Origin of the sequence: Dactylosporangium sp. NPDC050588 (assembly GCF_040654975.1) — a bacterium.
Taxonomy (GTDB): Bacteria; Actinomycetota; Actinomycetes; order Mycobacteriales; family Micromonosporaceae; genus Dactylosporangium; species Dactylosporangium maewongense.
Genome location: NZ_JBFAJA010000061.1, coordinates 42,384 through 66,285, shown reverse-complemented (window position 1 = coordinate 66,285; position 23,902 = coordinate 42,384). Strand labels below are relative to the sequence as shown.

Sequence of the window (23,902 nt, the reverse complement as noted above, 5' to 3'; positions counted from 1 at the left end):
CGCCTGATGCATGGCGCTCGATGTAGGTTCTGGCGATGGCGCCGGCGGCGGAAGGACAGGGGATCCCGCGCCGCTCGGTGCTGGCCGGCGCCGGGATCCTGGGCGGGTCGCTGCTCGGTGCGGCGGCGTGCAGCGACCCGCCGCCACCCGCGTTCCACGGCGTCCACCAGCCCGGCATCACCACGCCGGTCCTGCCGTTCCTGCAGATGTCCGGCTTCGACGTGGTGGCGAGGGATCGCGACGGCCTGATCGAGCTGCTGCGGGCGTGGACCGGGGTCGCCGAGGAGTTGACCCGCGCGGCGGGTGCCGCGCTCACCGTCACGTTCGGCTTCGGACCGGCCCTGTTCACGGAGGGCCGGTTCGGCCTCGCCGACCGGCGCCCGGCGGCCCTGGTTGAGCTGCCCGCATTCGCCGGCGAGTCCCTGGAGCCCGCCGCCGGCGGCGGCGACCTCTGCGTCCAGGTCTGCGCCCAGCATCCGACGACGGCACACGACGCGGTCCGTGCGCTCGTGAGCGCCGGCCGGCGCAATGCCGTGCTCCGCTGGCGGCAGGTCGGGTTCCGCGACGCGGGCGACGCGGCGGACCCCGTCGGGTTGTTCGGGTTCCGCGACGGCACCGCCAACCTCGACCTGACCAAGGAGCGGGAACAGGCCGAGCACCTCTGGGTGAGCGACGGACCCGCGTGGCTGCACGGCGGCACCTACCTCGTCGTGCGCCGGATCCGGCTGCTGCTGGACACTTGGGACCGCACCGACGTCGCGACCCAGGAGACGGTCATCGGCCGCCGGCGCGACAGCAACGACCGCCTGGACCTTCCCGCGTCACACGCCCAGCTGGCGTCGCCCGAGGCGAACGGCGGCGCCAAACTGCTGCGGCGGTCCTACTCGTACGACGCCGGCGCGGACCCGAACGGGCTGATCGACGCCGGGCTCATCTTCATCTGCTACCAGCGCGACCCGCAGCGGCAGTTCGTCGCCATCCAGCGCCGGCTCGCCGCGAACGACCCGCTCAAGGGCTTCAGCCAGCACCTGGCCGGCGGCGTGTTCGCGTGCCCGCCGGGGGTCGGGCGGGGGTCGTGGATCGGTGCCGCGCTCTTCTAGGGTTTCGCTCTGGGCAGTGAGATCCGGGTGACCGCGATGGCCTTGGCCTTGGCGTCGGCCGGTGGGTTCCGGCCGCTGAACTTGGTGATGACGTGCGTCTTGCCGCTCATCACCTGCAGCTCGTACTTGTCCGGCGTCCAGTACGCCTCATCGCCGATCCCGGTGACGGGCTCGACGACGGCTGGGTTGCTGCGCCCGCGTTCGAAGTCGTCACGCCCGCTGGTCTGGGAGTCGTCGAGCAGGTACAGGTACTCCGTGACGGTGGGTGTGCCGCCGGGGGCGAGGGGTCCGAGCTTGGGTGTCAGGCCGAAGGCGCACACCGGCGGCCAGCTCTCCACCTTCCGCGGCGGGTCGACCGGGACCGCCAGGACCTGGGCGGCCTCCTGCTGTGTGAGGGTCCGGCATGGGTCGTCCACCTGACTGACGTCCCACGAACCGTGCAGGGCCGTCGGGCTGCCGGACGGGTGCACCGGCAACCCGGCCGACGGCGGCGCGAGCACCGGACCGGCGACGGCGGGCGATCGGTGCTCAGCCGGCGGTTGTTCGGCGGTACAGCCGGCGCAGGCCGCGACAAGCGCCGTCACCGCCAGCACCCGACAGGAAAACGATTGCCTGTCGGACGTCCTCCACATGCAGCGGAGTCTACGACCATCGATAGTATTTTAACAGGTCGCGAAAAAAGTCCCGGCACGGAATCCTGTCGATGATCGACTACCGTGTCGCACGCCGTCTCGTCGGTGCTTCGGATGGCAAACTACTATCGAATCTAGTAGCTTGCGGCGTACGGTCGTGTCTCCGATGGCCGGTCGCCACCGTTCGGGCGGCGCGGTGGTGGGCGCGCCCACGCTACGCTAGCCGTCAGTCGGGCGGAGGGTGCGTCGTGCAAGGGTTCGGAGAGCTGGAGACGGCACTCATGGAGGTGCTGTGGAAGCGGCAGGCGCCGACCACCGTCCGCGAGGCGATGGACGACCTGCGGTGGCACCGGAAGCTCGCCTACACCACCGTCATGACCGTGATCGACACGCTGTACCGCAAAGGCTGGCTCACCCGTGAGCCGGACGGCCGCGCGTACCGGTACCTGCCGGCGCTGACCCGCGATCAGCTCGTCGCGCGGACCATGCACGAGGTGCTCGTCGACAGCGGCGACCGCGGCGAGGCGCTGATGCACTTCGTCGGCCGGATGACCATGGACGACGCCGCCGCGCTCCGCGAGGCGCTCAACAGCTACGAGCGGCGGATCTCGGGCCGATGAGTCCACTGCTGCTCATCGCGTTCACGCTCGTCGTCGCGCTCGTGGCCGCGCCGCGGCTGGCGGGGGCGTCGTGGGTGGTGCGGGCGCCGCGGCTGGCCCTGACCGCCTGGCTGGTCGGGTCGTGCGCCGTCGTGGCGGCGAGCCTGCTCACCGGGCTCAACCTGCTGCTGTACTGGGACCGCACCCACGACCTGGTGAGCGGGGCCTGGCACTTCTGCCTCGACTCGCTGCTCGGCCGGCACGATGCGCCGGCCCAGGTCGCCGCGATCATCGGTCTCGTGACCGTGGCGGCGCTGTGCTACCGGATGGGGCTCGGCGTCACCCGGATGGTCGCCGTCCAGCGTGCGCGGCGGGCCGATCTGCGGATGCTTGTCAGGCTCGCCGGCATCCCCTCGCCGGTGCCCGGCGCGACGGTGGTGCGGCACGACCAGCCCGCCGCCTACCTGATGCCGGGGCGGGCGACCGACATCGTGATCACCTCCGGCGCCGTGGACCAGCTCCGGGCGCCGGAGCTGCACGCCGTGCTCGCCCATGAGCGCGCCCACGCCAGCGGACGGCACTACCACCTCACCCACTGGGTCCGGTTCCTGGAGCAGGCGTTTCCCGGGGTCGCCTGCTTCACGCTGGCGAGGCGGCAGGTCGAGCGGCTGGTCGAGCTGTGCGCCGACGACACCGCCGCCCGCAGCGCCGAGCGGATCGACCTCGCCCGGGCGCTCGTCACCATGGCGCAGCCGGTCGGCGCGAGCGGCGGGCTGCTGGCCGTCAGTGGCGGCGACAGCCTGGAGCGACTGCACCGCCTCCTCGCCCCGCCGCGGCCGCTCGCCACGGCGGCCAAGGCGTGCGTCGCCGCGGGAGTGGCCGCGGTCGCGGTCGCGCCCCTCGCCATGGCGATGTTCGACCGCTGCTGCGGATCCTGGGTGCCCGCCGCGCTGTCGTTGTAGCCGGGGACCTTGGCGCTGACCGTTTCGCCCTTTTTCAGCTACTTCACAGCTGGCATCCCGTAACCGGCGTCAGCCGGCCGTGTTGATCCACCCGACTGATCCCGCCGGCGGAGCCGACGAGAGGTGGATGGTGCAGCGCAAGGTCGTGTCGGCCGTGGCAATGGTCGTGTGCGCGCTGTTGCTGCACCTCGGCGCGGTGCAGCATCCGGTCGGCGCCGTCTCCGGCGTACACGCGGCGGCCGGCGACCAGCGGTTGCCGGTCGTGGAGCGTCCCGCCGACTGCACGGGGATCGACCGAGACCAGGTCGCCAGACCCCTGCGGAGCCAGCCCCTGGCGGAGCGCCGGGCGGGCGGTGTGGTCGGTGACGTCATCCAGAGTCGCTGCGTGGCAGCCGCGCCCGCCGCGCCGCGGGCAGCCGCCGGCCGCCGGTACATCGCGGGCCGGATACAGGCCCTCCTGCAGATCCTGCGGTGCTGAGCGGCCCACCTCCCGCCTGCCGCACGAGACCACGCGTCCTCCGACCCGTTCTGAGCGACGCGCGTCGGCATGTGCGGCGGTGCGAGGCGCGGCCACGTCACTCACACCGCTACCGAACCTGGACGATCATGCAGACCTTCATCGACCACGCACGTGCCTTCCCCGAGACCGTCAAGCGCCAGCCGCACCGCTTCGCCCGGCTGGCCGGCGAGCAGCGGCCACAGGCCATGTTCATCAGCTGCTCCGACTCCCGTGTCGTGCCGGCGCTGTTCACCGGGGCCGGCCCGGGCGACATCTTCGAACTGCGAGCCGTCGGCAACATCGTTCCGCGGTACCGGCCGCAGGCCGCCTGCGCCGCCGCCAGCGCGATCGAGTTCGCCGTCACCGGACTGGGGGTGGCCGACATCGTCGTCTGCGGCCACACCTATTGCGGCGCCGTGCGCGCGCTGGCCGACGCCGCGCGGACCGCGACGATGCCGATGGTCCGGCGCTGGCTCGGCCACACCGCGGACCTCGCGACGGCGGCCGAGGACCTGGCGGCGGACCTGGCAGCGGACCTGGCTGCGGACCCGGCTGCGGACCTGGCTGCGGACCTGGCCGGGGCGGCGCAGCGGCACGTGCTCACCCAGCTCGACCACCTCCAGAGCCACCCGTGCGTCGCGCGCCGACTGGCCACCGGCCGCCTCAGGCTGCACGCCTGGGTGTACGCGGTCGACACCGGTCAGGTGCACGCCGCCCGGCCCGGGTCCGACGCGTTCCGGCCGCTGTGACCACGCCCGTGCGCCGGGCGATGCAGGTCGCCCGCACCGACCTGCCGGCCTCGATCGTGGTGTTCCTCGTCGCGCTGCCCCTGTGTGCCGGAGTCGCCGTGGCGTCCGGCGTGCCGGCGGAGCTCGGACTGGTGACCGGCGTCGTCGGGGGACTGGTCGCCGGGGCGCTGCCCGGCAGCAGCCTGCAGGTCAGCGGACCCGCGGCCGGCCTCACCGTGCTCGTCGCCGAGGCCGTCGACACGTACGGCGTCGCCGCCCTCGGGCCGATCGTGCTGGTCGCCGGGCTGCTGCAGATCGGGCTGGGCGCGTTGCGGTGCGGCCGCTGGTTCCAGGCCATCTCCGTCGCGGTCGTGCAGGGCATGCTGACCGGCATCGGACTGCTGCTCATCGCCGCGCAGCTCTACGTCCTCGCCGGCGCCACGGCACCGTCGAGCGGCGTCGACAAGCTGGCCGGGCTGGTCCGGCTGGCCGTGCGGGCCGGCACCTCGAGCACGGCGCTGACCGCGGTCGCGGTCGGCCTGGGCACCATCGTGATCGCCGTGCGGTGGGCGCAGCTGCCCGGCCCGGCGCGCCTGGTGCCCGGCACGCTGGTCGCGGTGACGGCCGCGTCCGCCGCGACGGCGGCGCTGGACCTACCACTGGCGACCGTGGACGTCGGTGGGCTGCTCAGCGTGCTGCAGCCGTCGATCGGGCAGCTCCGGCAGCTGGCGGACGTGGGGGTGCTCGGCACGGCCGTCGCGTTCGCGCTCGTCGCCTCGGCGGAGAGCCTGTTCAGCGCGTCCGCCGTCGACCGGATGCACCACGGGTCGCGGACGGCGTTCGACAAGGAGCTCATCGCGCAGGGCGTCGGCAACAGCGTCTGCGGTGTGCTCGGCTCGCTGCCCATGACGGCGGTGATCGTGCGCAGCGCGGCGAACGTCCAGGCCGGCGCGCGGACCAAGGCGTCCCGGGTGCTGCACGGGGTCTGGCTGCTGGTGTTCGTCGCGGCGCTGCCGGCCGTGCTCGCGCTCATTCCGCTGCCGGCGCTGGCGGGCGTGCTGATCCATGCCGGGTTCAAGCTGCTGCCGGTCAAGGTCCTGCCGCAGCTGTGGCGTGAGCACCGCGGTGAGGCGCTGGTGCTGGCCGGGACCGCCGGCGCCATCCTGCTCATCGACATGTTCCAGGGTGTCCTGATCGGGATCGGGCTCGCGGTCGCGAAGTCGGCCTGGGAGACGTCGCACGTCCGCGTGCACGTCACCGACCCCGGGCAGGGCCCGATCCACGTCAGGCTGGTCGGCAACGCCACGTTCCTGCGGTTGCCCGTCATCCTCACCGCGCTGTCGGCCCTGCCGGCGCACCGGGCCGTGCGACTGGACCTGCGCGGCCTGCGGCACGTCGACCACGCCTGCCAGTCCGCCCTGAGCGCCTGGGCCGACCGGCACAACAGCACCGCGCCGACGCCGGTCCTGCTGCTCGCCGGCGGACATGACCCACCGCCGGCGCCCGGGCCGTAGCGGCCGCGATGCGTGGCTTCCGCACGCGCAAGGGCGTGTCCTCCGCCTGATGGCGGTTGACACGCCCCGCTGGCACCTGTGCGCGGACCTCTCGACCCGTCGGGGGTCGTAGAGGGGTCAGTGTCCGGCGATGGAGGGGCCGTGCCCGCCGTCGGAGATCTGGGTGCCCTCGGCGAAGGCGGACTGGAATTGGGCGCGCAGCGCGTCGATGCTCGCGTACTCGGAGGATGACGACTGCTCGCTGCCCTCGGCGGCGAAGACGCTGTTGGTCTCGGCCTCGTCGTGGCTGTAGCTGGTGAAGTCGGTGGACTCGTAGCGGGAGCCGTCCGCGCCGACGTACTCGACGTGCTTGCCGGTCTCGAAGTCCGTGGACTCGGCCGACGCGCTGTCCTGGCTGTAGACGCCGAAGTCCGACTGGTAGTCCTGCTCGCTGCCGGCCTCGGTGTGCAGCTGCTCGACGTCGCCGGACTCGTAGCCGGTCTCGAACTCGCCGTACTCGCTCATCGCGGTGTTCCTTCCAATTGGCTGTGTCGTTGTCGTCCGTGTTGCTGAGAAGGACAGTACTAGGCAGGCTAGTAGTAACGAATCCCCGAATCGTGCCACCGCCGTGGCCGGATCGGGCGGCGGTGACGGACCGCGTACCGTGGCGGCATGCAACTGCGCGGGGTCGAGGTGGCGGACGGGACGACGGCGACGCTGTGGTTCACCGACGGCGGTGTGCACGTGGTCGGCCGCGCCGCCCGCCGGCAGGCGCTGCTGCGCTGGGCGGGCGGGTCCGCGTTCGGCGCCCTGGCCCTCGCGATGACCGGCATGGGCGTCGGCGCCGCCGTCAATGCCCGGGCCGGCGAGGTGCTCTTCGCGGCCGCGGGCGCCCTCGCGGTGTTCGCCGTGGCCACGGCCGTCGCCGGCTGGGTCCTGTCCGTGCGGGCCGGACGGGCGATCCGTGACGGTGTGACAGCACCGGACCTGCCGCTGGAGGGCATCCAGTGGGCGCGCAGCACCGAGGAAGGCGGGCGGGTGCGGGTGTCCGTCGGCATGGCCGACGGCGAGGTGCACGAGTTCGCGGCGGCGGGCATGGCCGGCGCTGACCTGGTCCGCCAGTTCGCCGGGCTGCTGCATGCCGGCGGCGGCCCGTCCGACGGCTCCCCGGCGCGGGAGTGAGCCCGGAAACACCCTCCTACTACGGCGGATAGGAGTCGTTGGTACCGTGGTGGCTCGCGTCTGATCGAGGAGCGCCGGTGGGGGACTTCTTCGCGGGGGTCGCCGTGGGCGGCCCCCTGCTGGCGGGAATGGCCGTGGCGCTGCTGGCGGGCCTGGTGAGCTTCCTGTCGCCGTGCGTGCTGCCACTCGTGCCCGGTTACCTGTCCTACGTCACCGGCCTCGCCGCCACCACGCTGCCGGGACCGCGACCCGTGGCATCCGGGAACGCGGTGTCCGGGAACACGGCGTCCGCGAATGCGGCGTCCGGGAGTGCGGCGTCTGGAGGTGCGGCGTCCGGGAGTGCGGCAGGAAGTGTGGTGGCCGCCGCGCCGGTGACCGGGCGTGGACGCATGCTCGCCGGTGCGTGCCTGTTCGTCGCGGGGTTCACCCTCGTGTTCCTGCTGACCGGGGTGACGTTCGCGCAGGCCGGTCGCCTGCTGTGGCAGCACGCCCGGACGGTCGAGGTCGTCGCGGGGGCGCTGACCGTCGCACTGGGACTGGCGTTCGCCGGCCTGCTGCCCCGGGTGCCCAGCGAGCGCCGGCTCCGCTTCCTTCCCCGCGCCGGGCTGGCCGGTGCGCCGATCCTCGGGGCGACGTTCGGGCTCGGCTGGGTGCCGTGCGTGAGCCCGACCCTCGGTGCGGTGCTGTCGCTGGCCGCGGTGGACGCGACGGTCGGCCGGGGGCTGCTGCTCGCCGCGGCGTACTGCGCCGGGCTCGGTCTGCCGTTCCTCGCCGTCGCGGTCGGCATGCGGCGCGGGCTGGCCTTCATCACCGCGACCCGCCCCTACCGCCGCGCCATCAACGTCGCGGGCGGCGTGATGCTGATGGCGGTCGGTCTCGCGCTGCTGACCGGCGCGTGGACCGGGTTCATCATCTGGCTGCGGGTGACCGTCGGGCCCGGAGTGATCGGCATCTGAGAGAACGTCCGGCGCGGCGGGATCGCTGCCACGCGGCGCGAGTCCCTGAGCGAGGCGGAACGCGCGCCGCGTCAAGCCGGGTTGACAGCGACCACACCAAAGGTCCCCGGCTCGCGATGAATACTACTATCGAGACTAGTAGTAGGTCGAGGGGGCTAGCCGACCGGGATCCTGGCGGTGACCGTCGCCTGGTTGATGTCGTCGACGCGGACGGTGACGCGCATGTCCCAGGTGCCGGCGGTGGGGAACGCGATCTGTCCGCTGGCGTGGTCCGGGGTGAGGGCCACGAGCGGCACCGTGATCGGTTCGACCTCCTTCGACGGCAGTGCGACCGTCGCCTTCCACTCCACGACCTTGAGCGGCGCGCTGCCGTCGGGTTTGCGGGCGTACAGGTGGACGGTGTTGATCCCGGTCCTGGCCGGCGAGACGTCGACGACGACCTGGAACAGGTTGCTGCTGACCTTGACCTCGACCGGCCGGCCGGGTCGGCCCGCGGCGGCCTCGACGCTGCGCGCCGGGGTCGTCTGCACCAGCACGGATGTCACACCGAGGACGAGCACGACGACGCCGATCTCGACGAGGACCCCGATCCGCAGCCGCCTGCGCACCGCGGAGCCGGCCACCTCCTCGTCCGCGTCGTCGGTGACGGCCGGGTAGTGGCGGTTGGTGACGCTCCGCGCGTACCCGGCGGCCGCGAGGATGACGGCGAACAGGCAGACCTTGACGATGACCAGCTGCCCGTACAAGGTGCCGGTGAGCGCGCCGAGGGTGCCGATCTCGACGAGAGCCTGGGCGGTGCCCGCCAGGACGAGCACGGTGACGGCGAGCAGCGCCCAGCCGGACCAGACCGGCATGATGACGCCGAGCTCGCGGTGGTCGGCGTGGCGGAGCAGGAAACCGAACAGCATGACCAGGCCACCGACCCACACGGCCATCGCGGCGAGGTGCGCGGCGTCGGCGACGACGGTGAGCACCGGGACCGGGGAGGCGCTCGGGTGCCCTGACAGCGGCCAGGTGGCGGCGCCGACGACGCTGAGCCCGATCAGCAGCGCCTGGTCGAGCCTTCCTGCGCGCAGGCCGGCGACCGGCCGCAGGAGCAGCACGGCCGCGGCGACGGCGGCGAGACGGATCAGGTGGGCGGCGCCGTAGGTGCTGCCGAGCACGTCGCCTGCGCCGTCGGTGGTCGCGTCGAGGAGGCCGCCGCCGGAGGTGTACGGGATCTGCAGGTACAGCTCCAGCAGGGCACTGACCGCGACCAGACCGGCACCGGCGAGCGCGAGGCGGACCGGGCCGGTGGTGGACAGCCTGGCCGGCCACAGGGTGAGCAGGACGAGGGCCGGCCCGACCAGCAGGATCAGTCCCAGGAAGCCGATCCACCGCGCGGCCGACATGATGTGCTTCACCAGGGGGTCGGTCTGGACGCCGGCGCCCGCGTCGTCGGTCGGGGTCGCGGTGACCTCGCCGAAGGAGAAGGCGAAGCCGCCGCTGATCGGGTGGTTGTCCGCGGAGATCACCCGGTAGCTGACCAGGTAGGTGCCTCGCGACCCGTTGCCGCGCAGCGGGATGACGAGGTCGGCGCCGCGGGCCGTGGCCTTGCCGGTGTCCAGGCGCCCGCCGTCCGGCGCGATGACCCTGACCTTGTCGGCGACGGGCCGGACGGGCTCGGAGAACGTGACGACGACCTCGCCGGGCAGCACGTCGACGACGACGTCCGCCGTCGGGTTCGAGCCGACCAGCGTCGCGTGCGCGGCCGCCGGGGCGGCCGGCAGCGCGAGGACGGCGAGCACACCGAGCACCACCGCGGCGAGGACCGGCCGCCATCGCATCGGTGGGGCGATCACAGCAGGGTCCTCCAGAAGTCCCAGAACTCGGTGCCGATCAGCGCGGTCAGGACGAGGAGCCAGGCGGTGAGGATCGTGCTGTGATACTTCGCGACCGTGCGCCCGCGGCCGAAGTTGTGCAGCGTCACGTACCAGCAGATGACGATCGTGACGACCCATACGGCCATGCAGTACGGGCAGAGCGCGCCGATGCGGTACACACTCTGGAAGAACAGCCAGTGCACGAACACCGCACCGAGGACCGCGCCGGCCTGCAGCCCGATCCACCACCAGCGTGGCAGCACCGCGCCGGCGAGCACGGCGACGCCGGTCGTGACCACGACGGTGAACCCGATCAGCCCGAGGACCGGGTTCGGGAACCCGAACGCCTCGGCCTGGTCGCTGGCCATGATCGAGCCGCAGGACAGGATCGGGTTGATGCTGCACGTCGGCCGGTAGCCGGGGTCCTGCAACAGGCGGACCTTCTCCACCGTGAGCACGAACGCGGCGACCAGCCCGACGGCACCCGTGGTGGTGAGCAGCCACCCGAGCCGCCGGTCCATGCTCAGGCACCCGCCGCGAGGGCGTCGTCGACGGCCTTCTTCAGGTTGGCGTACGTGGGGGAGACCTGCAGCCGCTTGCCGTTGAGGAAGAACGTCGGGGTGCCCTGGACGCCGAGGTCGGTGCCGTCGGCCTTGTCGCGGTTGACGCGCTCGACCGTGGCCGGTGCGGTGACGTCGGCGCCGTAGCGGGTCATGTCGAGGCCGAGCTGCTCGGCGTAGCCGGCGAACGTGTCCGCGTGCGAGGTCCGCGCCTCGCCCCACTCCTTCTGGGTGTCGAACAGCTTGGCGTACATGGCCTCGAACTTGTCCTGCTTCGCCGCGGCCTCGGCCGCCTGGGCGGCGTTCTGGGCGTTGGTGTGATTGGGCAGCGGGAAGTACCGCACCACGTAGGTGATCCTCCCGGCGTACTCCTTGCGGAGCCGCTCGACCGACGGGTAGGCGGCGCCGCAGGACTCGCACTCGAAGTCCAGGAACTCCACCAGGGTGACCTTTCCGTCGGCGGCGACGTCGAGGCGGTGGCTGTCCTCACGGACCAGCCGGGGGTCGGCCGCGCCGGTGACCGGCTCGGCTTCGCTGCCGGTGCCGTCGACGAGGAGGAACGCGCCGACGGCGATCACGGCGGCGGCCACGAGGGTGACGGTCAGCATCAGGTTGCCGTTCCGCCACCATCCGCGGGCCGGACGCCGGGTCGGGCCGGCGCGTCGGGCCGGTGCGTTGAACGCGGAGGTGCGGGGCTTGGCCTTCTTGGTCATCGGCGGGTGGCTCCCTCGTCGGTGGCGTCGTCGGTACGTCGTGCCTCGGCGGCCCAGGCGGCCAGCTGGCGGTTGTAGGCGGCGAGGGCGTGGTCCTCGCCGGCGGCGTCGGCCCGGTCGATGGCCCGGTCGACGCGTCGCGCCTCGCGCTGGTCGGAACGCCACCACTGCGTGAGGAGCACGAGCGCGACGGCGGCGCTGGGGAGTTCACCGAACGACCAGGCGATGCCGCCGCCGAGCCGCTGGTCCTGCAGCGGTGACGGGCCCCAGGGGCGGGCGAGGGCGGTGTACCAGTCGGCGGCGAGCACGGTCGTGGACTGCTGCACCGCGAGCCCGAAGATGGCGTGCAGGGCCATCGCGGCGAACAGCAGCACCATCCGCAGCGGGAACGGCGCGGGACGGCGGCCCGGGTCGACCCCGATCAGGGTGTGGAAGAAGAGGTAGCCGGCGGCGAGGAAGTGCGCCTGCATGGCCAGGTGCGCGGCGTGGGAGCGCAGCGCGAGCTCGAACAGGCCGGTGAAGTACAGCCCGTACAGGCTGCCGACGTAGACCGCGAGCGCGACGAGCGGATGGCTGAGCAGCGCGGCGGGGCGGCTGTGCAGGGCGGCGGTGAGCCACTCCCGGGGTCCGGGCCAGGCGGTCTCACGGCTGGGGCGCAGCGCGCGCAGCGCCAGGCTCACGGGTGCGCCGAGGACGAGCAGGATGGGGGCGAGCATGCTCAGCGCCATGTGCACCGCCATGTGCGCGCTGAACAGCACCGGCGCGTAGCGGGCCAGCCCTGAGCTGGTGGCGAGGACCACGACCGCCCAGCCGGCGGTCCACACGACGAGGCGGTGGGCCGGCCAGTCGACGCCGCGCCGCCGCAGCCGCCACCAACCCGCGGCGTAGGCACCGGCGGCGGCCAGCGCGACCGTCAGCGCGAGGGGCTCGACGAGCCATTGCGTCAGCAGCCGGCCGACCGACACCGGGCCGGGCATCGGGAAGCCCAGCAGGCTCTGGGCGAGGGTCTCCTCGCCGCTGCCGGCGGCCGGCGGAGGCGTCCGGGACAGGGCCACCGCGAGCCCGAACGCCGCGGCGAGGACGGCCACCTCGACGACCGCGATCCGCCGGAACGCCCCGGGCCGGTCGCCGGCCAGGGCCGGGATGCTGACCCGCCGGTGCCACGCGGCGAGGCACACGACGACGGCGACAGCGCCGATCTTGATGGCGATGAGCCGTCCGTACGGGCTGCTCCACAGCTCGGCCGGGTGTTGCAGGCGGGTCAGGGCATTCATCGACCCGGCGGCGACCACGATCGGCAGGCACCAGGTGGCGAGGGCGGAGAACCGGCGCACCGCCCGGTGCCGGTCGGCGGTGCCGCGAAGGCGGAGGAGCAGCAGCGCGGTCAGTCCGCCGAGCCAGGTGGCCGCGGCGACGCTGTGCAGCACCAGCGACGACACGGCGAGCTGATGGTTGCCCGACGAGGCCGCGTGCCCGGCGAACGCCGGCGCGGCGAGCCCAGCCACGGCCACCGCGGCCAGGGGCACGACCGTGCGCACGGCGAAGGCGGACCGGGCGACGACCGCGATCACCGCCGCTGCGGCCGCGCTCACCAGCATCGCCCGGCCCTGCACGAGGTCGAGCAGGAAGCTCACCGCCGCCCGTCCACGCACGACGTCGGCGGCCGGCGCGGCAAGCAGGTCCGACACGGTGAACACGGCGAGCGCGGCGACCGCCACCAGCCATCCGGCCGCGGCCAGGGACGCCAGCCGGGTCGCGTGGAATCCCGCCGCGGACAGCGACGACCGGCGCTCCCGCCCGGTCCGCTCACGGTCGACCGGCGCGAGGCACACCGCGGCCAGCAGCAGCCCGAGCGTCGCCGCCGCGCTCACGTCGGCCAGCACCCTGGCGATCGGCAGTCCCCATGCGGTCACCGGGCCGGCCACCCGCAGCCCCGGCAGCGCCGTCGCGTCGGTGCCCCCGCCGGCGTACACCGCACCCGCCGCCGCGATGACCGCGGCCACGACCGGCACCGCGACCGGCGCGCGTCGCCGCGCGACCTCCTTCAACGCCACCGGGTCACTCCGGTCGCCGGTTCGCGTCGCGCGCTGCCCGCCGGGCGCCGGCGACGGTCAGTACCAATGCCGCGACAGCAACCGCGAGCGCTGCCGCCGACAGGACGACCGGTAGTGGACCGGTGCCCGAGGATCCCGTCGCGGCCGGTGCCGCTGCCGCTGCCGCTGCCGGCGGAGCGCTGCCCGGCGCGGCGCGGTTCAGGTGCAGGACCGGTGCCGGGTCGGCGGGTTCCTGGCCGCCGGTCGGTTCCTCGATCCAGCGGGAGACCTCGCCGTCGGAGTACGTCTGCAGTGCCTTGAACACGATGGTGCCGACGTCGGGGAGTGGGCCGGCGGACAGTTCGAAGTCCTCGAAGTAGCCGGGTTTGATGCCGCCGCCGGACGCCGCGGTCCAGGTCACCTTCGTGACGGCCTCGGTGAGCCGGCCGTCCGGGGTGTCGACCGGTGTGGGCAGCGGCCCCCGTTCGGTGGTGGCGGTCCAGCCCGGGACGGCCTTGAGCGCGACGAACGCGATCGGGGTCGCGGCGGGCATGACGAGTTCGAGTTTGACGGTGCTGGCGGTGTCGCTCTCGTTCGGCACCCGGAACGTCAGCCGGGCGGTCTTGCCCGGGACGGCGTCCTCGGCGGTGACGCTGACGTGTGCGGCGGCGACCCCCGGCAGCAGGAGCGCCGCGGCGATGACGGCGCCGGCGACGGCGATGCGCTGCCACGTGACGGTGAGCATGTACGTCCGTTCCTCCGATGGGGCGGTGGTCAGGTGGCGTCCGGTCCGCCCGTCTGGTTGGAGCGGCGGCGCCGCGGCCAGAAGGCGAGGGCCGCGGCGATCGCGATGAGACCGGCGAGCAGCCCGACGACGAACGCGACGCCCCACGGCTGGACCGGCTCCTCCGCCGCGGCGGCTTGAGATGTGGCGGCGGCGGTCGTGGGTGCCGGCGCGGCGGCGCTGGTCTGGGCCGGCACCGGCGACGGACTGGTGGCGGCCGCCGAGGCGGGCGGGGCGGCGGCCACCGTGAAGGTGATCTTGCCTTGGATCGGGTGCCCGTCGGTGGAGACGACGCGGTACGTGACGCTGACCGCACCGGCCACGGTCGCCGCCCGCAACGGCTGGGTGAGGGTGGTCCCGGCGCCGGTCGGCGCTCCCGCGACCAGGTCGGCGCCGGCGGCGTCGACCACCGCCACCTGCGCCATGGCGGCGTTCGGCGACTCGCGGAACGTCATCGTGATCGCCGCCGGGCTGGTGGGCAGGCTGGCGCCCTCGGCCGGGGTGCTGCCGCGCAACGCGTTGTGCGCCCAGGCGGGCGAGGCGGTGATGAGGGCCGTGACGACGGCCACCACCGTCAGCGCCGCGCCCGCCCGCCACCGGATCCGCCGTCGCGTGTCTGACCTCACCGCACCCGTTCCTTCCCCTGAGCTGACTCCTACGTCACGTAGTCGTTCGCTGGGACGTGAAAGTTCCCGTTTGTGGCAACTCAATCGCTCTCGGATCGCAACTACGAAGCAACATAGTAGTTAGGCCGGACCCTTGACGCGTCGTCGGTCATGCGTATTAATATGCGCATGTGAACATGTGTCGCGGGAGAGTGATGTGATGGGCCACGGACACGATCACGACCACCAGGTCACGGCGACCGGCCGGCACCGTGGCGCGCTTGCCGGGGCGCTCGCCGTCTCGGTGGCGATCTTCGCCGTCGAGGTCGTCGGGGCGCTGGTCACCGGCAGTCTCGCGCTGTTCGCCGACGCCGGGCACGTCCTCGCCGACGCGGGTGGGGTGGCCCTGGCCCTCGGCGCGACGGTGCTCGCCGCCCGCCCGGCGACGGGCCGCCGCACGTTCGGGTGGGCCCGCGCGGAGATCCTCGCCGCCGCCGTCAACGGCCTGGTCCTCGCCGGGATGAGCGTCTACGTGTTCGTCGAGGGCGTCCGCCGGCTGGTCGAGCCGTCCACCGTCGAACCGGGCGGCATGGCGCTGTTCGGGTTCATCGGCCTGGCCGGCAACCTCGTCGGCGTCGCCCTGCTGTGGCGGGCCCGCAACGCCAGCCTCAACATGCGCGGCGCGTTCCTCGAGGTCGCCACCGACGCCGCCACCTCAGTCGGCGTCCTCGTCGCTGCTGGGGTGATCGCGGCGACCGGGTTCGACCGCGCCGACGCCATCGTGTCGGTGCTCATCGGCCTCGTCATCGCCCCACGGGCGGTCCGGCTGCTGCGCGAGGCGGTCAACGTGCTCCTCGAAGCGACACCGTCCGGCATCGACCTGGACCAGGTCCGCCACCACGTCACCGGGCTCGACCACGTCCTGGACGTGCACGACCTGCACGTCCACGCCGTCACGTCAGGCCTGCCGGTGCTCAGCGCCCACGTCGTCGTCCGCGACGAATGCTTCCAGGACGGGCACGCCCCACAACTGCTCGACGCTCTGCAGGCCTGCGTGGCCGGGCGCTTCGACGTGGACCACTCGACGTTCCAGCTGGAGCCGGCCGGACACGCCGGCCACGAGCACCCCACCCATCCGTAGCGGGGCGCGTGCCGGCCGCTGCGCAAAGCCCTACCCGGCCGGCCGGTCGGAGCCGCTCCTGCGCTCCTGCCTGCGCTGGACGCGGTCCTGCACGTCGGCGGTCACGTCGGCGCGGAGGCGGCGGAGCAGGAAGGCCGACAGGATCATGCTCACGACGAGCGCGATGGCGAGCTTGAACGCCGGGTCGAGGGCGATCGGCAGCACAAACATCACGCCGGCCGCGGCGACGAACAGCACGAGTCGCGCGGCGAGCAGCTTTGCTACGGAGCCCATCCGACGACTGTAGCGCCGTTCTACTATGTACGGCCGTATGCCGGCCTTCCGGTCAGAGCCAGTGGTCGCCTCGGCATCAGGTCAGGTGCCAAGCGGCTCAGCCCGGGTAGGCGTGCGTCTCGGTGGCCTTGACCGCGGCCCACAGCTGCTGGCCCGGAGCCAGGCTCAGGTGCGCGGCGGCGGCCGGGGTGACGTCGGCCGCGGCGGTGATCGGCCCGGCGAGCTGGATCCGCAGGTTGTCGCCGTGGCGTTGGATGCCGGCGACGGTCGCGCTCCACGTGTTACGGGGGCTGCCGTCGGGCTGGTGCGGGTGCAGCGCGACCGCGGAGGGCCGGAACACGACGAACGCGTCGCCGTCGAGCCGGTCGGTGGTGGCGAGGTCGAACCCACCGGGGAGGTGGACGGTGTGGCCGTCGGCGCGGCCGCGGTACAGGTTGAGGCCGACGAGCCGGGCGACGTAGTCGGTGCGTGGCCGGGCGGTGATGGTGGCCGCGTCGCCTTCCTGCACGACGTGGCCGTCCTCGACGATGACGAGCCGGTCGGCGAGGACGAGCGCGTCGAGCGGGTCGTGGGTGACGAGCAGCGCGGCGCCGGCGTGCTCGGCGAGGTGCCGTTGCAGCTCGGCGCGGGTGTCGAGCCTGGTGCGGGCGTCGAGGGCGGCGAGGGGCTCGTCGAGCAGCAGCAGCGCCGGGTGCACGGCGAGGGCGCGGGCCAGGGCGACCCGCTGGGCCTGCCCGCCGGAGAGCTGGCGGGGTTTGCGTTTTGCGTGCTCGGCCAGCCCGACCCGGGCGAGCCAGGCGGCGGCCTGCTCGCGGGCGGTGCGCCGGTCGACGCCGTGCCGGCGCGGGCCGAACGCGACGTTGTCGAGCGCGGTCAGGTGCGGGAACAGCAGGTAGTCCTGGAAGACGACGCCGATCGGGCGGCGCTCCGGCGGGGTGAAGCGGCGCCGGTCGGGCCGGTCGAGGTCGGCGCCGTCGACGGTGACGTGCCCGGTCGTGAGGGGCTGGAGACCGGCGAGGGCGCGCAGCGCGGTGGTCTTGCCGGCACCGTTGGGGCCGAGCACCGCGACGACCTGCCCCGGGTCGATCCGCAGGGCGACGTCGAGCCGGAACGTGCCCCGGTCCACGACGAGGTGCGCGTCGACGAAGGCGCCGGTCATGGGCTGGTGATCCAGCGGTCGCGGAGGCCGGCGAGGATGGCGACGGAGACGGTGAGCAGGATCAGGCTCAGCACGATCGCGGCGTCCAGGTCGGTCTCCAGGGCGAGGTAGACGGCGAGCGGCATCGTCTGGGTCGTGCCGGGGAAGTTGCCGGCGAAGGTGATGGTGGCGCCGAACTCGCCGAGCGCCCGGGCCCAGCACAGCACCGCGCCGGCGGCGATGCCGGGCGCGACGAGCGGCAGCGTCACGTGCGTGAACGTGGTCCAGCGGCCGGCGCCGAGGGTGGCGGCGGCCTCCTCGTAGCGGCTGTCGGCGCCGCGCAGCGCGCCTTCGACGGCGATGATGAGGAACGGCATCGCCACGAACGACTCGGCGATGACGACCCCGGTGGTGGTGAACGGGAACGTGATGCCGAACGTCGTGTCGAGCCACTCGCCGAGCAGCCCGCGGCGGCCGAAGACGAGCAGCAGCGCCACGCCGCCGACGACGGGCGGCAGCACGAGCGGGACGGTGACGAGCGCCCGGACGAGGCGCCGGCCGGGGAACTCGATGCGGGCGAGGAGCCAGGCGAGGGGCACGCCGAGGAGCACGCAGACCAGCGTGGCGAGGGTGGCGCACTGCAGCGACAGCCGCAGCGCGGTGAGCACGCCCGGCTCGGTGAGCCGCTGCGGCAGCGTGGTCCAGGGTGCGCGGATCAGCAGGCCGATCAGCGGGACCGTGAGGAACAGCAGGCCGAGCCCGGCAGGCAGGAGCAGCCCGGCCGGGATCCGCTGCCGCCGGGGCGGCGCGACCGCTGGTCGCGCCGCCTTCGCGGAGTCCATGATCGGCATCGCCGGAGTTTACGGGGCCTGGAAGCCGGCGCCCGTGAGCACGGCCTTGCCCTTGTCGGACAGGACGTAGGCGACGAACGCCTGCGCGCCGGCCGGGTTCTTGGCCTTCTTCAGCACGATGATCGGGTAGTCGTTGATCGCACCGGCGGACTCGGGGAACTCGACGCCCTCGACGTCCGCCGCGGCGGTCTTGGCGTCGGTCCGGTACACCAGGGCCGCGTCGACCTCGCCGAGCTTCACCTTCGACAGGGCGGCCTTCACGTCCTGCTCGAGGGTCACCGGGGTGAGCTTCACGGTGGCGGCGTCGAGGGCCTTCTTCGCGGCGGCGCCGCACGGCACCTGCTCGGCGCACAGGGCGACCTTCACGCCGGGCTTCGTCAGGTCGGCGAGGCCCTTGATCGCCTTCGGGTTGCCCTTCGGCACCGCGATGACGAGCTGGTTCTTCACGAAGGTGGTGGCCGTGCCCTCGCCGCCGCCGGCGTCGGTGACGGTCTTCATGTTCGCCGGCGCGGCGGAGGCGAACACGTCCGCGGGCGCGCCCTGGTTGATCTGCGTGGCGAGGGCGGAGCTGCCCGCGAAGTTGAAGGTGACCTTCGTGCCGGGGTTGGCGGTCTCGAAGTCCTTGCTGATGGTCTTGAACGACTCGGTCAGCGAGGCGGCCGCGAACACGGTGATGTCGCCGGTGACCGCGGCGGCGCGGCTGGCGCCGCCGGTGGACGGCTGCGGGGCGGCGGTCTTCGTGTCGTCGGCGCAGGCGCTGATCCCCACGACGGTCAAGGCCGCGAACGCGGCCAGGCTGGTGCGGATCCAACGGGATGTCACGAGCTGGTCCTCCCCTTGTTCGCGACGGCCGGGGTGGAGCGCTCCACCACGACCGTGGTCGACTTGATCACTGCGATGGCCACCGAGCCGACCTGCAGGTCGAGCTCGTCGACGGCTTCCCGGCTCATTAGCGACACGATCCGGAACGGGCCGGCCTGGATGTCGACCTGCGCCATCACCGTGTCCTTGACGACGGCGGTGACGATCCCGCGCAGCCGGTTGCGCGCCGAGGACGCACCGGTGTCGGTGCCCTCGGTGCGGACGAACTCGGCGAGATCGAGGCCGTCGATGAGCCGGTGGCCGTGCTCGTCCCGGCCGGCGGTCAGCCGGCCCGCGTCGACCCAGCGCCGGACGGTGTCCGCGCTCACGCCCAGCAGCTCGGCCGCTTCACTGATCCGGAACACTGTCACCGGCACACCCTAGCTGTCGCATGTGCAGCAGCAAATCGGCCTCCAGGCTCGCGTCTTCGACAGCCTGGTCTCATCAGCCCCGCATCTGCGCACCGGAGCCATGAGCGGCCGGCGGTGACCAGGCACGACGGGTTCCTGGCCGGCGCCGGACGCGGGACCGAAAAGCCCCGCCCCGGGCTGGCCGGGGCGGGGCTGGGCGGGGCCGTCTACGGGTTGAACACGGCGTTCTCCTCGGCGGTGAGCAGCCGCGACCGGATCAGGAAGCGGACGCCCTCGGGAGCCTCCAGGGAGAACCCGCCGCCGCGGCCTTTAACCACGTCGACGGTGAGGTGGGTGTGCCGCCACGCCTCGAACTGCGCCGCGGACATCCAGAACGTCACCGGCTCCGGGACGCCGTCGATCCGCAGCTCCTGCAGCAGCACGTCCGACCCGCCGGTGCGGAACTCACCGTCGACGTAACACATGGGGGAGCTGCCGTCGCAGCAGCCGCCGCTCTGGTGGAACATCAGCGGCCCGTTGGCCGCGTACAGCTTGCGCAACAGCTCGGCCGCGGCGTCGGTGACCGCGACGCGTGACATCTCGGCCATCGGCTCAGAAGAAGCCGAGCTTCTTGGGGGAGTAGCTCACCAGGAGGTTCTTGGTCTGCTGGTAATGATCCAGCATCATCTTGTGGTTCTCCCGGCCGATGCCCGAGCCCTTGTAGCCGCCGAAGGCGGCATGCGCGGGGTACGCGTGGTAGCAGTTGGTCCACACGCGACCGGCCTGGATGGCGCGGCCGGCCCGGTAGGCCCTGGAGCCGTCGCGGGTCCAGACGCCGGCGCCCAGCCCGTACAGCGTGTCGTTGGCGATCTTGATGGCGTCGTCGAAGTCGGCGAACGGCGCGACCGACACGACCGGCCCGAAGATCTCCTCCTGGAAGATGCGCATCGCGTTGTTGCCCTGGAAGATCGTCGGCTGCACGTAGTACCCGCCGGCGAGCTCGCCGCCGAGGTCGGCCCGCGCGCCGCCGGTGAGGACCTTGGCGCCCTCCTGCCGGCCGATGTCGAGGTACGACAGGATCTTCTCGAGCTGGTCGTTGGACGCCTGCGCACCGATCATGGTGGCCAGGTCGAGGGGGTGGCCCTGCACGATCTGCTCGGTGCGGGCGACGGCGTCGTGCAGGAACCGGTCGTAATGACCCTGCTGGATCAGCGCACGGGACGGGCAGGTGCAGACCTCGCCCTGGTTGAGGGCGAACATCGTGAAGCCTTCGAGGGCCTTGTCGTAGAAGTCGTCCCGGGCGGCGCTGACGTCGTCGAAGAAGATGTTGGGGCTCTTGCCGCCGAGCTCCAGTGTGACCGGTTTGATGTTCTCGCTGGCGTACTGCATGATCAGCCGCCCGGTGGTCGTCTCGCCGGTGAACGCGACCTTCGCGACCCGGGCGCTGGATGCGAGGGGCTTGCCGGCCTCGACGCCGAACCCGTTGACGATGTTGACGACGCCCGGCGGGAGCAGGTCGCCGATGAGGCTCATCAGGTAGTGGATCGAGGCGGGGGTCTGCTCGGCGGGCTTGAGCACGACGGCGTTGCCGGCCGCGAGGGCGGGCGCGAGCTTCCAGGTCGCCATGAGGATCGGGAAGTTCCACGGGATGATCTGGGCGACGACGCCGAGCGGCTCGTGGAAGTGGTACGCGACGGTGTCGTCGTCCAGCTCCGACAGCGACCCCTCCTGGGCCCGGATGGCGCCGGCGAAGTACCGGAAGTGGTCGATCGCCAGGGGGATGTCGGCGGCGAGGGTCTCCCGGATCGGCTTGCCGTTCTCCCAGGTCTCGGCGACGGCGAGGGCCTCGAGGTTCGCCTCCATCCGGTCGGCGATCTTGTTGAGGATGTTCGCCCGGTCGCCGGCCGAGGTCCGGCCCCAGGCGGGCGCCGCGCCGTGGGCGGCGTCGAGGGCGAGCTCGACGTCGTCGGCGGTGCCGCGGGCGATCTCGGTGAACGTCTGACCGGTCACCGGGGTGGGGTTCTCGAAGTACTGCCCCTTGACCGGCGGCACGAACTGCCCGCCGATCCAGTTGTCGTAGCGCGGCTCGTAGTGCATCTTCGCGCCGGACGTGCCGGGCGCGGCGAAGTCGGTCATCGTGGTGACCTTCCGTCAGCTGCCGCCGTCCGTCGTTGGACGGTTGGGCCGTGACGGGCACGGTAGTTTCGCGGACGTTACATGAATGTAGCGTCGGCGCTCGCTCAGCGGCCCAGCCCGTACTCGGCGCGGAGCTGCCGCACGCGGGCGTTGGCCACACCGCGGTGCGCCGAGCGGTGCGGCGCGACGGCGGCGAGACGCTCCCACACCTCGAGGTCGTCGAAGCCGCTCCGGTCGGCCCAGGCCCGCACGAGCCCGGCGTCGAACGAGGCGAGCACCGCCGAGCGGAGCTGGGTGTGCAGCCACTGCCGCTGCCGGGCCACCCCGGGCGCCTCCGACGTCGGCAGCAACGGCCCGGGGTAGCCGGCGAGGGCCCGGGCGAGGTGGTCGCCGCGCAGCGCCGCCGCCACGTCGGCGAAGTCCGCCCCGATGCTTCCGCGCAGCCGGTACGGGCGGGATGCGAGCAGGTCGCCGACGACGTGCCGGAGCCGGTTCAGCTCCACCCGCACGGTGGCCGGGTTCGCCTGGTCGTCGTACAGGGCGCTCAGCAACTGCTCGCCGGTCAGCCCGTCCGGGTGCAGCACCAGCATGATCAGGATCTCGGTGTGGCGGCGCTGCAGCCGGATCGTCCGCCCGTCGACGTGCAGGGTGCCGTCGTTGCCGCCGAGCGCTGACAGGCGCACCGACGGCCCGGCGGCGGGTGTCCACAGCCCCGGAGGTTCGAGCACTGGTCGGGAGCCGGCGGGAGGGCGTGACAGCTGGCGGGCGAGCTCGGCCTCGGAGGCGCGGGCCGCCGAGCGCACCAGGGCCAGGCTCAGCGGGTTGGCCACGCCGTGCCCGCCGGTGATGTCGATGACGCCCAGCACCTGCCCGGAGACCGGGTCGTGGATCGGCGCGGCCGAGCACGTCCACGCCTGCACCGACGACAGGTAGTGCTCGGTGGCGAAGATCTGCACCTCGTGGTCGAGCGCCAGCGCGGTGCCGGGGGCGTTGGTGCCGGCGTGCGGCTCGTCCCACCGGGCGCCCTCGACGAAGTTCATCCGCTCGGCGCGGGCCCTGGCGACCCGGTGGCCCTCCACCCACAGCAGCTGGCCCGCGGCGTCGGACACCGCCATGAGGTAGTCGCCGTCGTCCGCCGTGTCGCCGACGAGCTGCCGCAGCACGCCGATGACGCGGGAGAGCGGGTGTGCCGCCCGGTACGCGGACAGGTCGTCGTCGGCGAGCAGGACCGGCGGGCTCGCGTCCTGGCCGACCCGCGCGGCCGACGACCGTTGCCAGGACCTGGCCACGACGTCCCGCAGCCCCGGGTCGATCCCTGCGAGGGCCTGCGTGGACAGGAACCGCTCGTGGGCGGCCGCGATCTCACGGGCCCGCCGCTGCGGGTCCGCGCCGACGTCGGCGAGCCACGCGTTTCCCATCAGCTCCCGCCTCGGCGTGCCATCCGGCAGGACCGCAGGTCGCCGCCAGACTCGTCCACCAAGAGTGCATGCGCCGCGGGACCAGCGCAACCTTCCCCGCAGGTGCACGGGACGGCCGTCGCCGGCCCTCGCAGGTGCGCGGCGTTACGGGAGCCGCAGGAGCGGCGCGGCGGCTCCGGCGGTCCAGCCGGCGTCAAGCCCGGCCAGGGCATCGGCGCTCGCGGCGGCCCGGAGGCTCCGGAGCGGGCGCCGGGCACGACACGGGCGCCGTCCGCGGCCAGCGCGACCGGAACGATCCTGGCCCCTCGCGGGAAGAGCCGAGCCTCGCCGTGCGGGCGTGGGTGTACCTGAGCGCCGCTGGCTGACCGCCGGGTCCGGCCCGGGTCTTTGCGCAACGCATTTGATCAGCCGGCGTCGTCCGGCGGCGGCGCGGGCGATGACCGGCCGATCGCGTCGAGGAACCGCACGGCGGCCTCGGCGTTCTCCAGCCGCCACAAGAGCAGGGTCCGGTCGAAGCCGGTCGCGGCGGCGTGCCGGCGCCGCAGGGTGTCGCGGACCGGGGCCAGGATGTCGTGCTGCGCGGCGATCAGGCCGGAGGGGTCCTCGTCACGGCGGGTGAGCAGGGCCAGCTTCGCCAGCAGCGCCGAGCGCATGTCACGCACGTGGGGCACCGGCTCGCGCAGCCACTCGGCGACCGCCGCCGATCCGGCCGGGGTGGTGGCGAGGATCGAGCGTTGCGGGCCGCGGCTGCCCGCCTCCGTGGTCTCCACCTGGAGCAGGGCGAGCCCGGTGAGGCGGTCCAGGCAGCGGTAGACGATCGGGCGCGGGATGTGCCACACCCGGCCGACCGCGCCGTCCTCGGCGGTGAGCGCGGCGATCGCGAAGCCGTGCGTGGGCTGCTCGTCGACGACGGTGAGCACGATCCAGTCGGCCAGGGACAGCGGCGGCAGCTCACCCATCGCGCCAGCCTACGGCGCGGGGTTCCGTCCGCGTCGCATCCTCGGTAGTCTCATTGCGACTACCAGT

General features: G+C 73.2%; 26 protein-coding genes. 9 read left to right on the top strand and 17 right to left on the bottom strand.

Going from position 1 to position 23,902, the window contains the following annotated elements:
- Positions 1-35: 35 nt before the first annotated feature.
- Positions 36-1,100, top strand: a complete 1,065-nt coding sequence (locus AB0I21_RS36285) for a Dyp-type peroxidase (RefSeq protein ID WP_360568035.1) — start codon at positions 36-38, stop codon at positions 1,098-1,100.
- Here AB0I21_RS36285 and AB0I21_RS36280 read toward each other — a convergent pair.
- Positions 1,097-1,684, bottom strand: coding sequence for a hypothetical protein (locus tag AB0I21_RS36280; RefSeq protein WP_360568033.1), 588 nt, complete (start codon positions 1,682-1,684; stop codon positions 1,097-1,099). The genes AB0I21_RS36285 and AB0I21_RS36280 overlap by 4 nt on opposite strands.
- A 296-nt stretch (positions 1,685-1,980) precedes the next feature.
- Between AB0I21_RS36280 and AB0I21_RS36275 the strand changes: the two genes are divergently transcribed.
- The 5 genes from AB0I21_RS36275 to AB0I21_RS36255 all read left to right on the top strand — a co-directional run bounded on the left by AB0I21_RS36275 (position 1,981) and on the right by AB0I21_RS36255 (position 6,034).
- Positions 1,981-2,352 carry a BlaI/MecI/CopY family transcriptional regulator gene (locus AB0I21_RS36275; protein ID WP_360568031.1) on the top strand — a complete coding sequence of 124 codons (372 nt, stop codon included), beginning with the start codon at positions 1,981-1,983 and terminating at the stop codon, positions 2,350-2,352.
- Positions 2,349-3,293 carry a M56 family metallopeptidase gene (locus tag AB0I21_RS36270; RefSeq protein ID WP_360568030.1) on the top strand — a complete coding sequence of 315 codons (945 nt, stop codon included), beginning with the start codon at positions 2,349-2,351 and terminating at the stop codon, positions 3,291-3,293. The genes AB0I21_RS36275 and AB0I21_RS36270 overlap by 4 nt, the downstream gene beginning before the upstream one ends.
- A gap of 127 nt (positions 3,294-3,420) precedes the next feature.
- Complete coding sequence (locus tag AB0I21_RS36265) at positions 3,421-3,771, top strand: hypothetical protein (protein ID WP_360568028.1); 351 nt, start codon at positions 3,421-3,423, stop codon at positions 3,769-3,771.
- Positions 3,772-3,899: 128 nt separating this feature from the next.
- Complete coding sequence (locus AB0I21_RS36260) at positions 3,900-4,541, top strand: carbonic anhydrase (RefSeq protein ID WP_360568026.1); 642 nt, start codon at positions 3,900-3,902, stop codon at positions 4,539-4,541.
- Entirely contained in the window at positions 4,538-6,034 is a 1,497-nt protein-coding gene (locus AB0I21_RS36255; protein ID WP_360568025.1) for a SulP family inorganic anion transporter, read from the top strand. Before AB0I21_RS36260 ends, AB0I21_RS36255 begins: the two co-directional genes overlap by 4 nt.
- A 117-nt stretch (positions 6,035-6,151) precedes the next feature.
- On the opposite strand, the gene AB0I21_RS36250 is transcribed toward AB0I21_RS36255, so the two are convergent.
- The gene (locus AB0I21_RS36250) at positions 6,152-6,538 is read right to left on the bottom strand and encodes a hypothetical protein (protein WP_360568023.1); all 387 of its coding nucleotides are present in this window, start codon (positions 6,536-6,538) and stop codon (positions 6,152-6,154) included.
- Between the two features lie 147 nt (positions 6,539-6,685).
- On the opposite strand from AB0I21_RS36250, the gene AB0I21_RS36245 reads away from it, so the two are divergent.
- On the top strand, positions 6,686-7,195 hold the full coding sequence (locus tag AB0I21_RS36245) for a hypothetical protein (protein WP_360568022.1): 510 nt from the start codon (positions 6,686-6,688) through the stop codon (positions 7,193-7,195).
- Between the two features lie 128 nt (positions 7,196-7,323).
- Entirely contained in the window at positions 7,324-8,151 is an 828-nt protein-coding gene (locus tag AB0I21_RS36240) for a cytochrome c biogenesis CcdA family protein (protein ID WP_360568072.1), read from the top strand.
- Between the two features lie 155 nt (positions 8,152-8,306).
- Here AB0I21_RS36240 and AB0I21_RS36235 read toward each other — a convergent pair whose 3' ends face one another.
- The 6 genes from AB0I21_RS36235 to AB0I21_RS36210 form a co-directional block, all read right to left on the bottom strand.
- Positions 8,307-9,992, bottom strand: coding sequence for a copper resistance protein CopC (locus AB0I21_RS36235; RefSeq protein WP_360568020.1), 1,686 nt, complete (start codon positions 9,990-9,992; stop codon positions 8,307-8,309).
- The gene (locus AB0I21_RS36230) at positions 9,989-10,534 is read right to left on the bottom strand and encodes a vitamin K epoxide reductase family protein (RefSeq protein ID WP_360568019.1); all 546 of its coding nucleotides are present in this window, start codon (positions 10,532-10,534) and stop codon (positions 9,989-9,991) included. Before AB0I21_RS36230 ends, AB0I21_RS36235 begins: the two co-directional genes overlap by 4 nt.
- A 2-nt stretch (positions 10,535-10,536) precedes the next feature.
- Positions 10,537-11,181, bottom strand: a complete 645-nt coding sequence (locus tag AB0I21_RS36225; protein WP_360568070.1) for a thioredoxin domain-containing protein — start codon at positions 11,179-11,181, stop codon at positions 10,537-10,539.
- Positions 11,182-11,282: 101 nt separating this feature from the next.
- Positions 11,283-13,340 (bottom strand): cytochrome c oxidase assembly protein, encoded by a 2,058-nt coding sequence (locus tag AB0I21_RS36220; RefSeq protein WP_360568018.1) that lies wholly within the window; start codon positions 13,338-13,340, stop codon positions 11,283-11,285.
- Positions 13,341-13,344: 4 nt separating this feature from the next.
- Positions 13,345-14,064 (bottom strand): YcnI family protein, encoded by a 720-nt coding sequence (locus tag AB0I21_RS36215; protein ID WP_360568017.1) that lies wholly within the window; start codon positions 14,062-14,064, stop codon positions 13,345-13,347.
- Between the two features lie 29 nt (positions 14,065-14,093).
- Positions 14,094-14,729: a copper resistance CopC family protein gene (locus AB0I21_RS36210; protein ID WP_360568016.1), complete on the bottom strand. Its 636-nt coding sequence runs from the start codon at positions 14,727-14,729 to the stop codon at positions 14,094-14,096.
- A gap of 199 nt (positions 14,730-14,928) precedes the next feature.
- Between AB0I21_RS36210 and AB0I21_RS36205 the strand changes: the two genes are divergently transcribed.
- The gene (locus AB0I21_RS36205) at positions 14,929-15,849 is read left to right on the top strand and encodes a cation diffusion facilitator family transporter (protein ID WP_360568014.1); all 921 of its coding nucleotides are present in this window, start codon (positions 14,929-14,931) and stop codon (positions 15,847-15,849) included.
- A 30-nt stretch (positions 15,850-15,879) separates the two neighbouring features.
- On the opposite strand, the gene AB0I21_RS36200 is transcribed toward AB0I21_RS36205, so the two are convergent.
- The 9 genes from AB0I21_RS36200 to AB0I21_RS36160 all read right to left on the bottom strand — a co-directional run bounded on the left by AB0I21_RS36200 (position 15,880) and on the right by AB0I21_RS36160 (position 23,835).
- A complete protein-coding gene (locus AB0I21_RS36200) occupies positions 15,880-16,122 on the bottom strand; it encodes a DUF4229 domain-containing protein (protein WP_360568012.1) in 243 nt (80 codons plus the stop codon).
- A gap of 97 nt (positions 16,123-16,219) precedes the next feature.
- Complete coding sequence (locus tag AB0I21_RS36195; protein ID WP_360568011.1) at positions 16,220-17,281, bottom strand: ABC transporter ATP-binding protein; 1,062 nt, start codon at positions 17,279-17,281, stop codon at positions 16,220-16,222.
- Positions 17,278-18,102: an ABC transporter permease gene (locus AB0I21_RS36190; protein ID WP_360568068.1), complete on the bottom strand. Its 825-nt coding sequence runs from the start codon at positions 18,100-18,102 to the stop codon at positions 17,278-17,280. The genes AB0I21_RS36195 and AB0I21_RS36190 overlap by 4 nt, the downstream gene beginning before the upstream one ends.
- A gap of 18 nt (positions 18,103-18,120) precedes the next feature.
- Positions 18,121-18,933: a molybdate ABC transporter substrate-binding protein gene (modA, locus tag AB0I21_RS36185; protein ID WP_360568009.1), complete on the bottom strand. Its 813-nt coding sequence runs from the start codon at positions 18,931-18,933 to the stop codon at positions 18,121-18,123.
- The gene (locus AB0I21_RS36180) at positions 18,930-19,343 is read right to left on the bottom strand and encodes a TOBE domain-containing protein (RefSeq protein WP_360568008.1); all 414 of its coding nucleotides are present in this window, start codon (positions 19,341-19,343) and stop codon (positions 18,930-18,932) included. The genes modA and AB0I21_RS36180 overlap by 4 nt, the downstream gene beginning before the upstream one ends.
- Before the next feature lie 206 nt (positions 19,344-19,549).
- A complete protein-coding gene (locus AB0I21_RS36175; RefSeq protein ID WP_344500057.1) occupies positions 19,550-19,930 on the bottom strand; it encodes a DUF779 domain-containing protein in 381 nt (126 codons plus the stop codon).
- A 4-nt stretch (positions 19,931-19,934) separates the two neighbouring features.
- Complete coding sequence (gene adh, locus AB0I21_RS36170; RefSeq protein WP_360568007.1) at positions 19,935-21,458, bottom strand: aldehyde dehydrogenase; 1,524 nt, start codon at positions 21,456-21,458, stop codon at positions 19,935-19,937.
- Between the two features lie 104 nt (positions 21,459-21,562).
- Positions 21,563-22,876, bottom strand: coding sequence for a transcriptional regulator (locus AB0I21_RS36165; protein WP_360568005.1), 1,314 nt, complete (start codon positions 22,874-22,876; stop codon positions 21,563-21,565).
- A gap of 404 nt (positions 22,877-23,280) precedes the next feature.
- The gene (locus AB0I21_RS36160) at positions 23,281-23,835 is read right to left on the bottom strand and encodes a hypothetical protein (protein ID WP_360568004.1); all 555 of its coding nucleotides are present in this window, start codon (positions 23,833-23,835) and stop codon (positions 23,281-23,283) included.
- Between the last annotated feature and the right edge of the window lie 67 nt (positions 23,836-23,902).

Excerpts from the sequence above, each read along its gene's own strand:
- AB0I21_RS36285 (WP_360568035.1), top strand. The coding sequence starts at position 36 with ATGGCGCCGGCGGCGGAAGGACAGGGGATCCCGCGCCGCTCGGTGCTG.
- AB0I21_RS36270 (WP_360568030.1), top strand. The coding sequence starts at position 2,349 with ATGAGTCCACTGCTGCTCATCGCGTTCACGCTCGTCGTCGCGCTCGTG.
- AB0I21_RS36265 (WP_360568028.1), top strand. The coding sequence starts at position 3,421 with ATGGTGCAGCGCAAGGTCGTGTCGGCCGTGGCAATGGTCGTGTGCGCG.
- AB0I21_RS36260 (WP_360568026.1), top strand. The coding sequence starts at position 3,900 with ATGCAGACCTTCATCGACCACGCACGTGCCTTCCCCGAGACCGTCAAG.
- AB0I21_RS36250 (WP_360568023.1), bottom strand. The coding sequence starts at position 6,538 with ATGAGCGAGTACGGCGAGTTCGAGACCGGCTACGAGTCCGGCGACGTC.
- AB0I21_RS36245 (WP_360568022.1), top strand. The coding sequence starts at position 6,686 with ATGCAACTGCGCGGGGTCGAGGTGGCGGACGGGACGACGGCGACGCTG.
- AB0I21_RS36240 (WP_360568072.1), top strand. The coding sequence starts at position 7,324 with ATGGCCGTGGCGCTGCTGGCGGGCCTGGTGAGCTTCCTGTCGCCGTGC.
- AB0I21_RS36230 (WP_360568019.1), bottom strand. The coding sequence starts at position 10,534 with ATGGACCGGCGGCTCGGGTGGCTGCTCACCACCACGGGTGCCGTCGGG.
- AB0I21_RS36225 (WP_360568070.1), bottom strand. The coding sequence starts at position 11,181 with ATGCTGACCGTCACCCTCGTGGCCGCCGCCGTGATCGCCGTCGGCGCG.
- AB0I21_RS36215 (WP_360568017.1), bottom strand. The coding sequence starts at position 14,064 with ATGCTCACCGTCACGTGGCAGCGCATCGCCGTCGCCGGCGCCGTCATC.
- AB0I21_RS36205 (WP_360568014.1), top strand. The coding sequence starts at position 14,929 with ATGGGCCACGGACACGATCACGACCACCAGGTCACGGCGACCGGCCGG.
- AB0I21_RS36200 (WP_360568012.1), bottom strand. The coding sequence starts at position 16,122 with ATGGGCTCCGTAGCAAAGCTGCTCGCCGCGCGACTCGTGCTGTTCGTC.
- AB0I21_RS36195 (WP_360568011.1), bottom strand. The coding sequence starts at position 17,281 with ATGACCGGCGCCTTCGTCGACGCGCACCTCGTCGTGGACCGGGGCACG.
- AB0I21_RS36190 (WP_360568068.1), bottom strand. The coding sequence starts at position 18,102 with ATGGACTCCGCGAAGGCGGCGCGACCAGCGGTCGCGCCGCCCCGGCGG.
- AB0I21_RS36175 (WP_344500057.1), bottom strand. The coding sequence starts at position 19,930 with ATGGCCGAGATGTCACGCGTCGCGGTCACCGACGCCGCGGCCGAGCTG.
- adh (WP_360568007.1), bottom strand. The coding sequence starts at position 21,458 with ATGACCGACTTCGCCGCGCCCGGCACGTCCGGCGCGAAGATGCACTAC.
- AB0I21_RS36165 (WP_360568005.1), bottom strand. The coding sequence starts at position 22,876 with ATGGGAAACGCGTGGCTCGCCGACGTCGGCGCGGACCCGCAGCGGCGG.
- AB0I21_RS36160 (WP_360568004.1), bottom strand. The coding sequence starts at position 23,835 with ATGGGTGAGCTGCCGCCGCTGTCCCTGGCCGACTGGATCGTGCTCACC.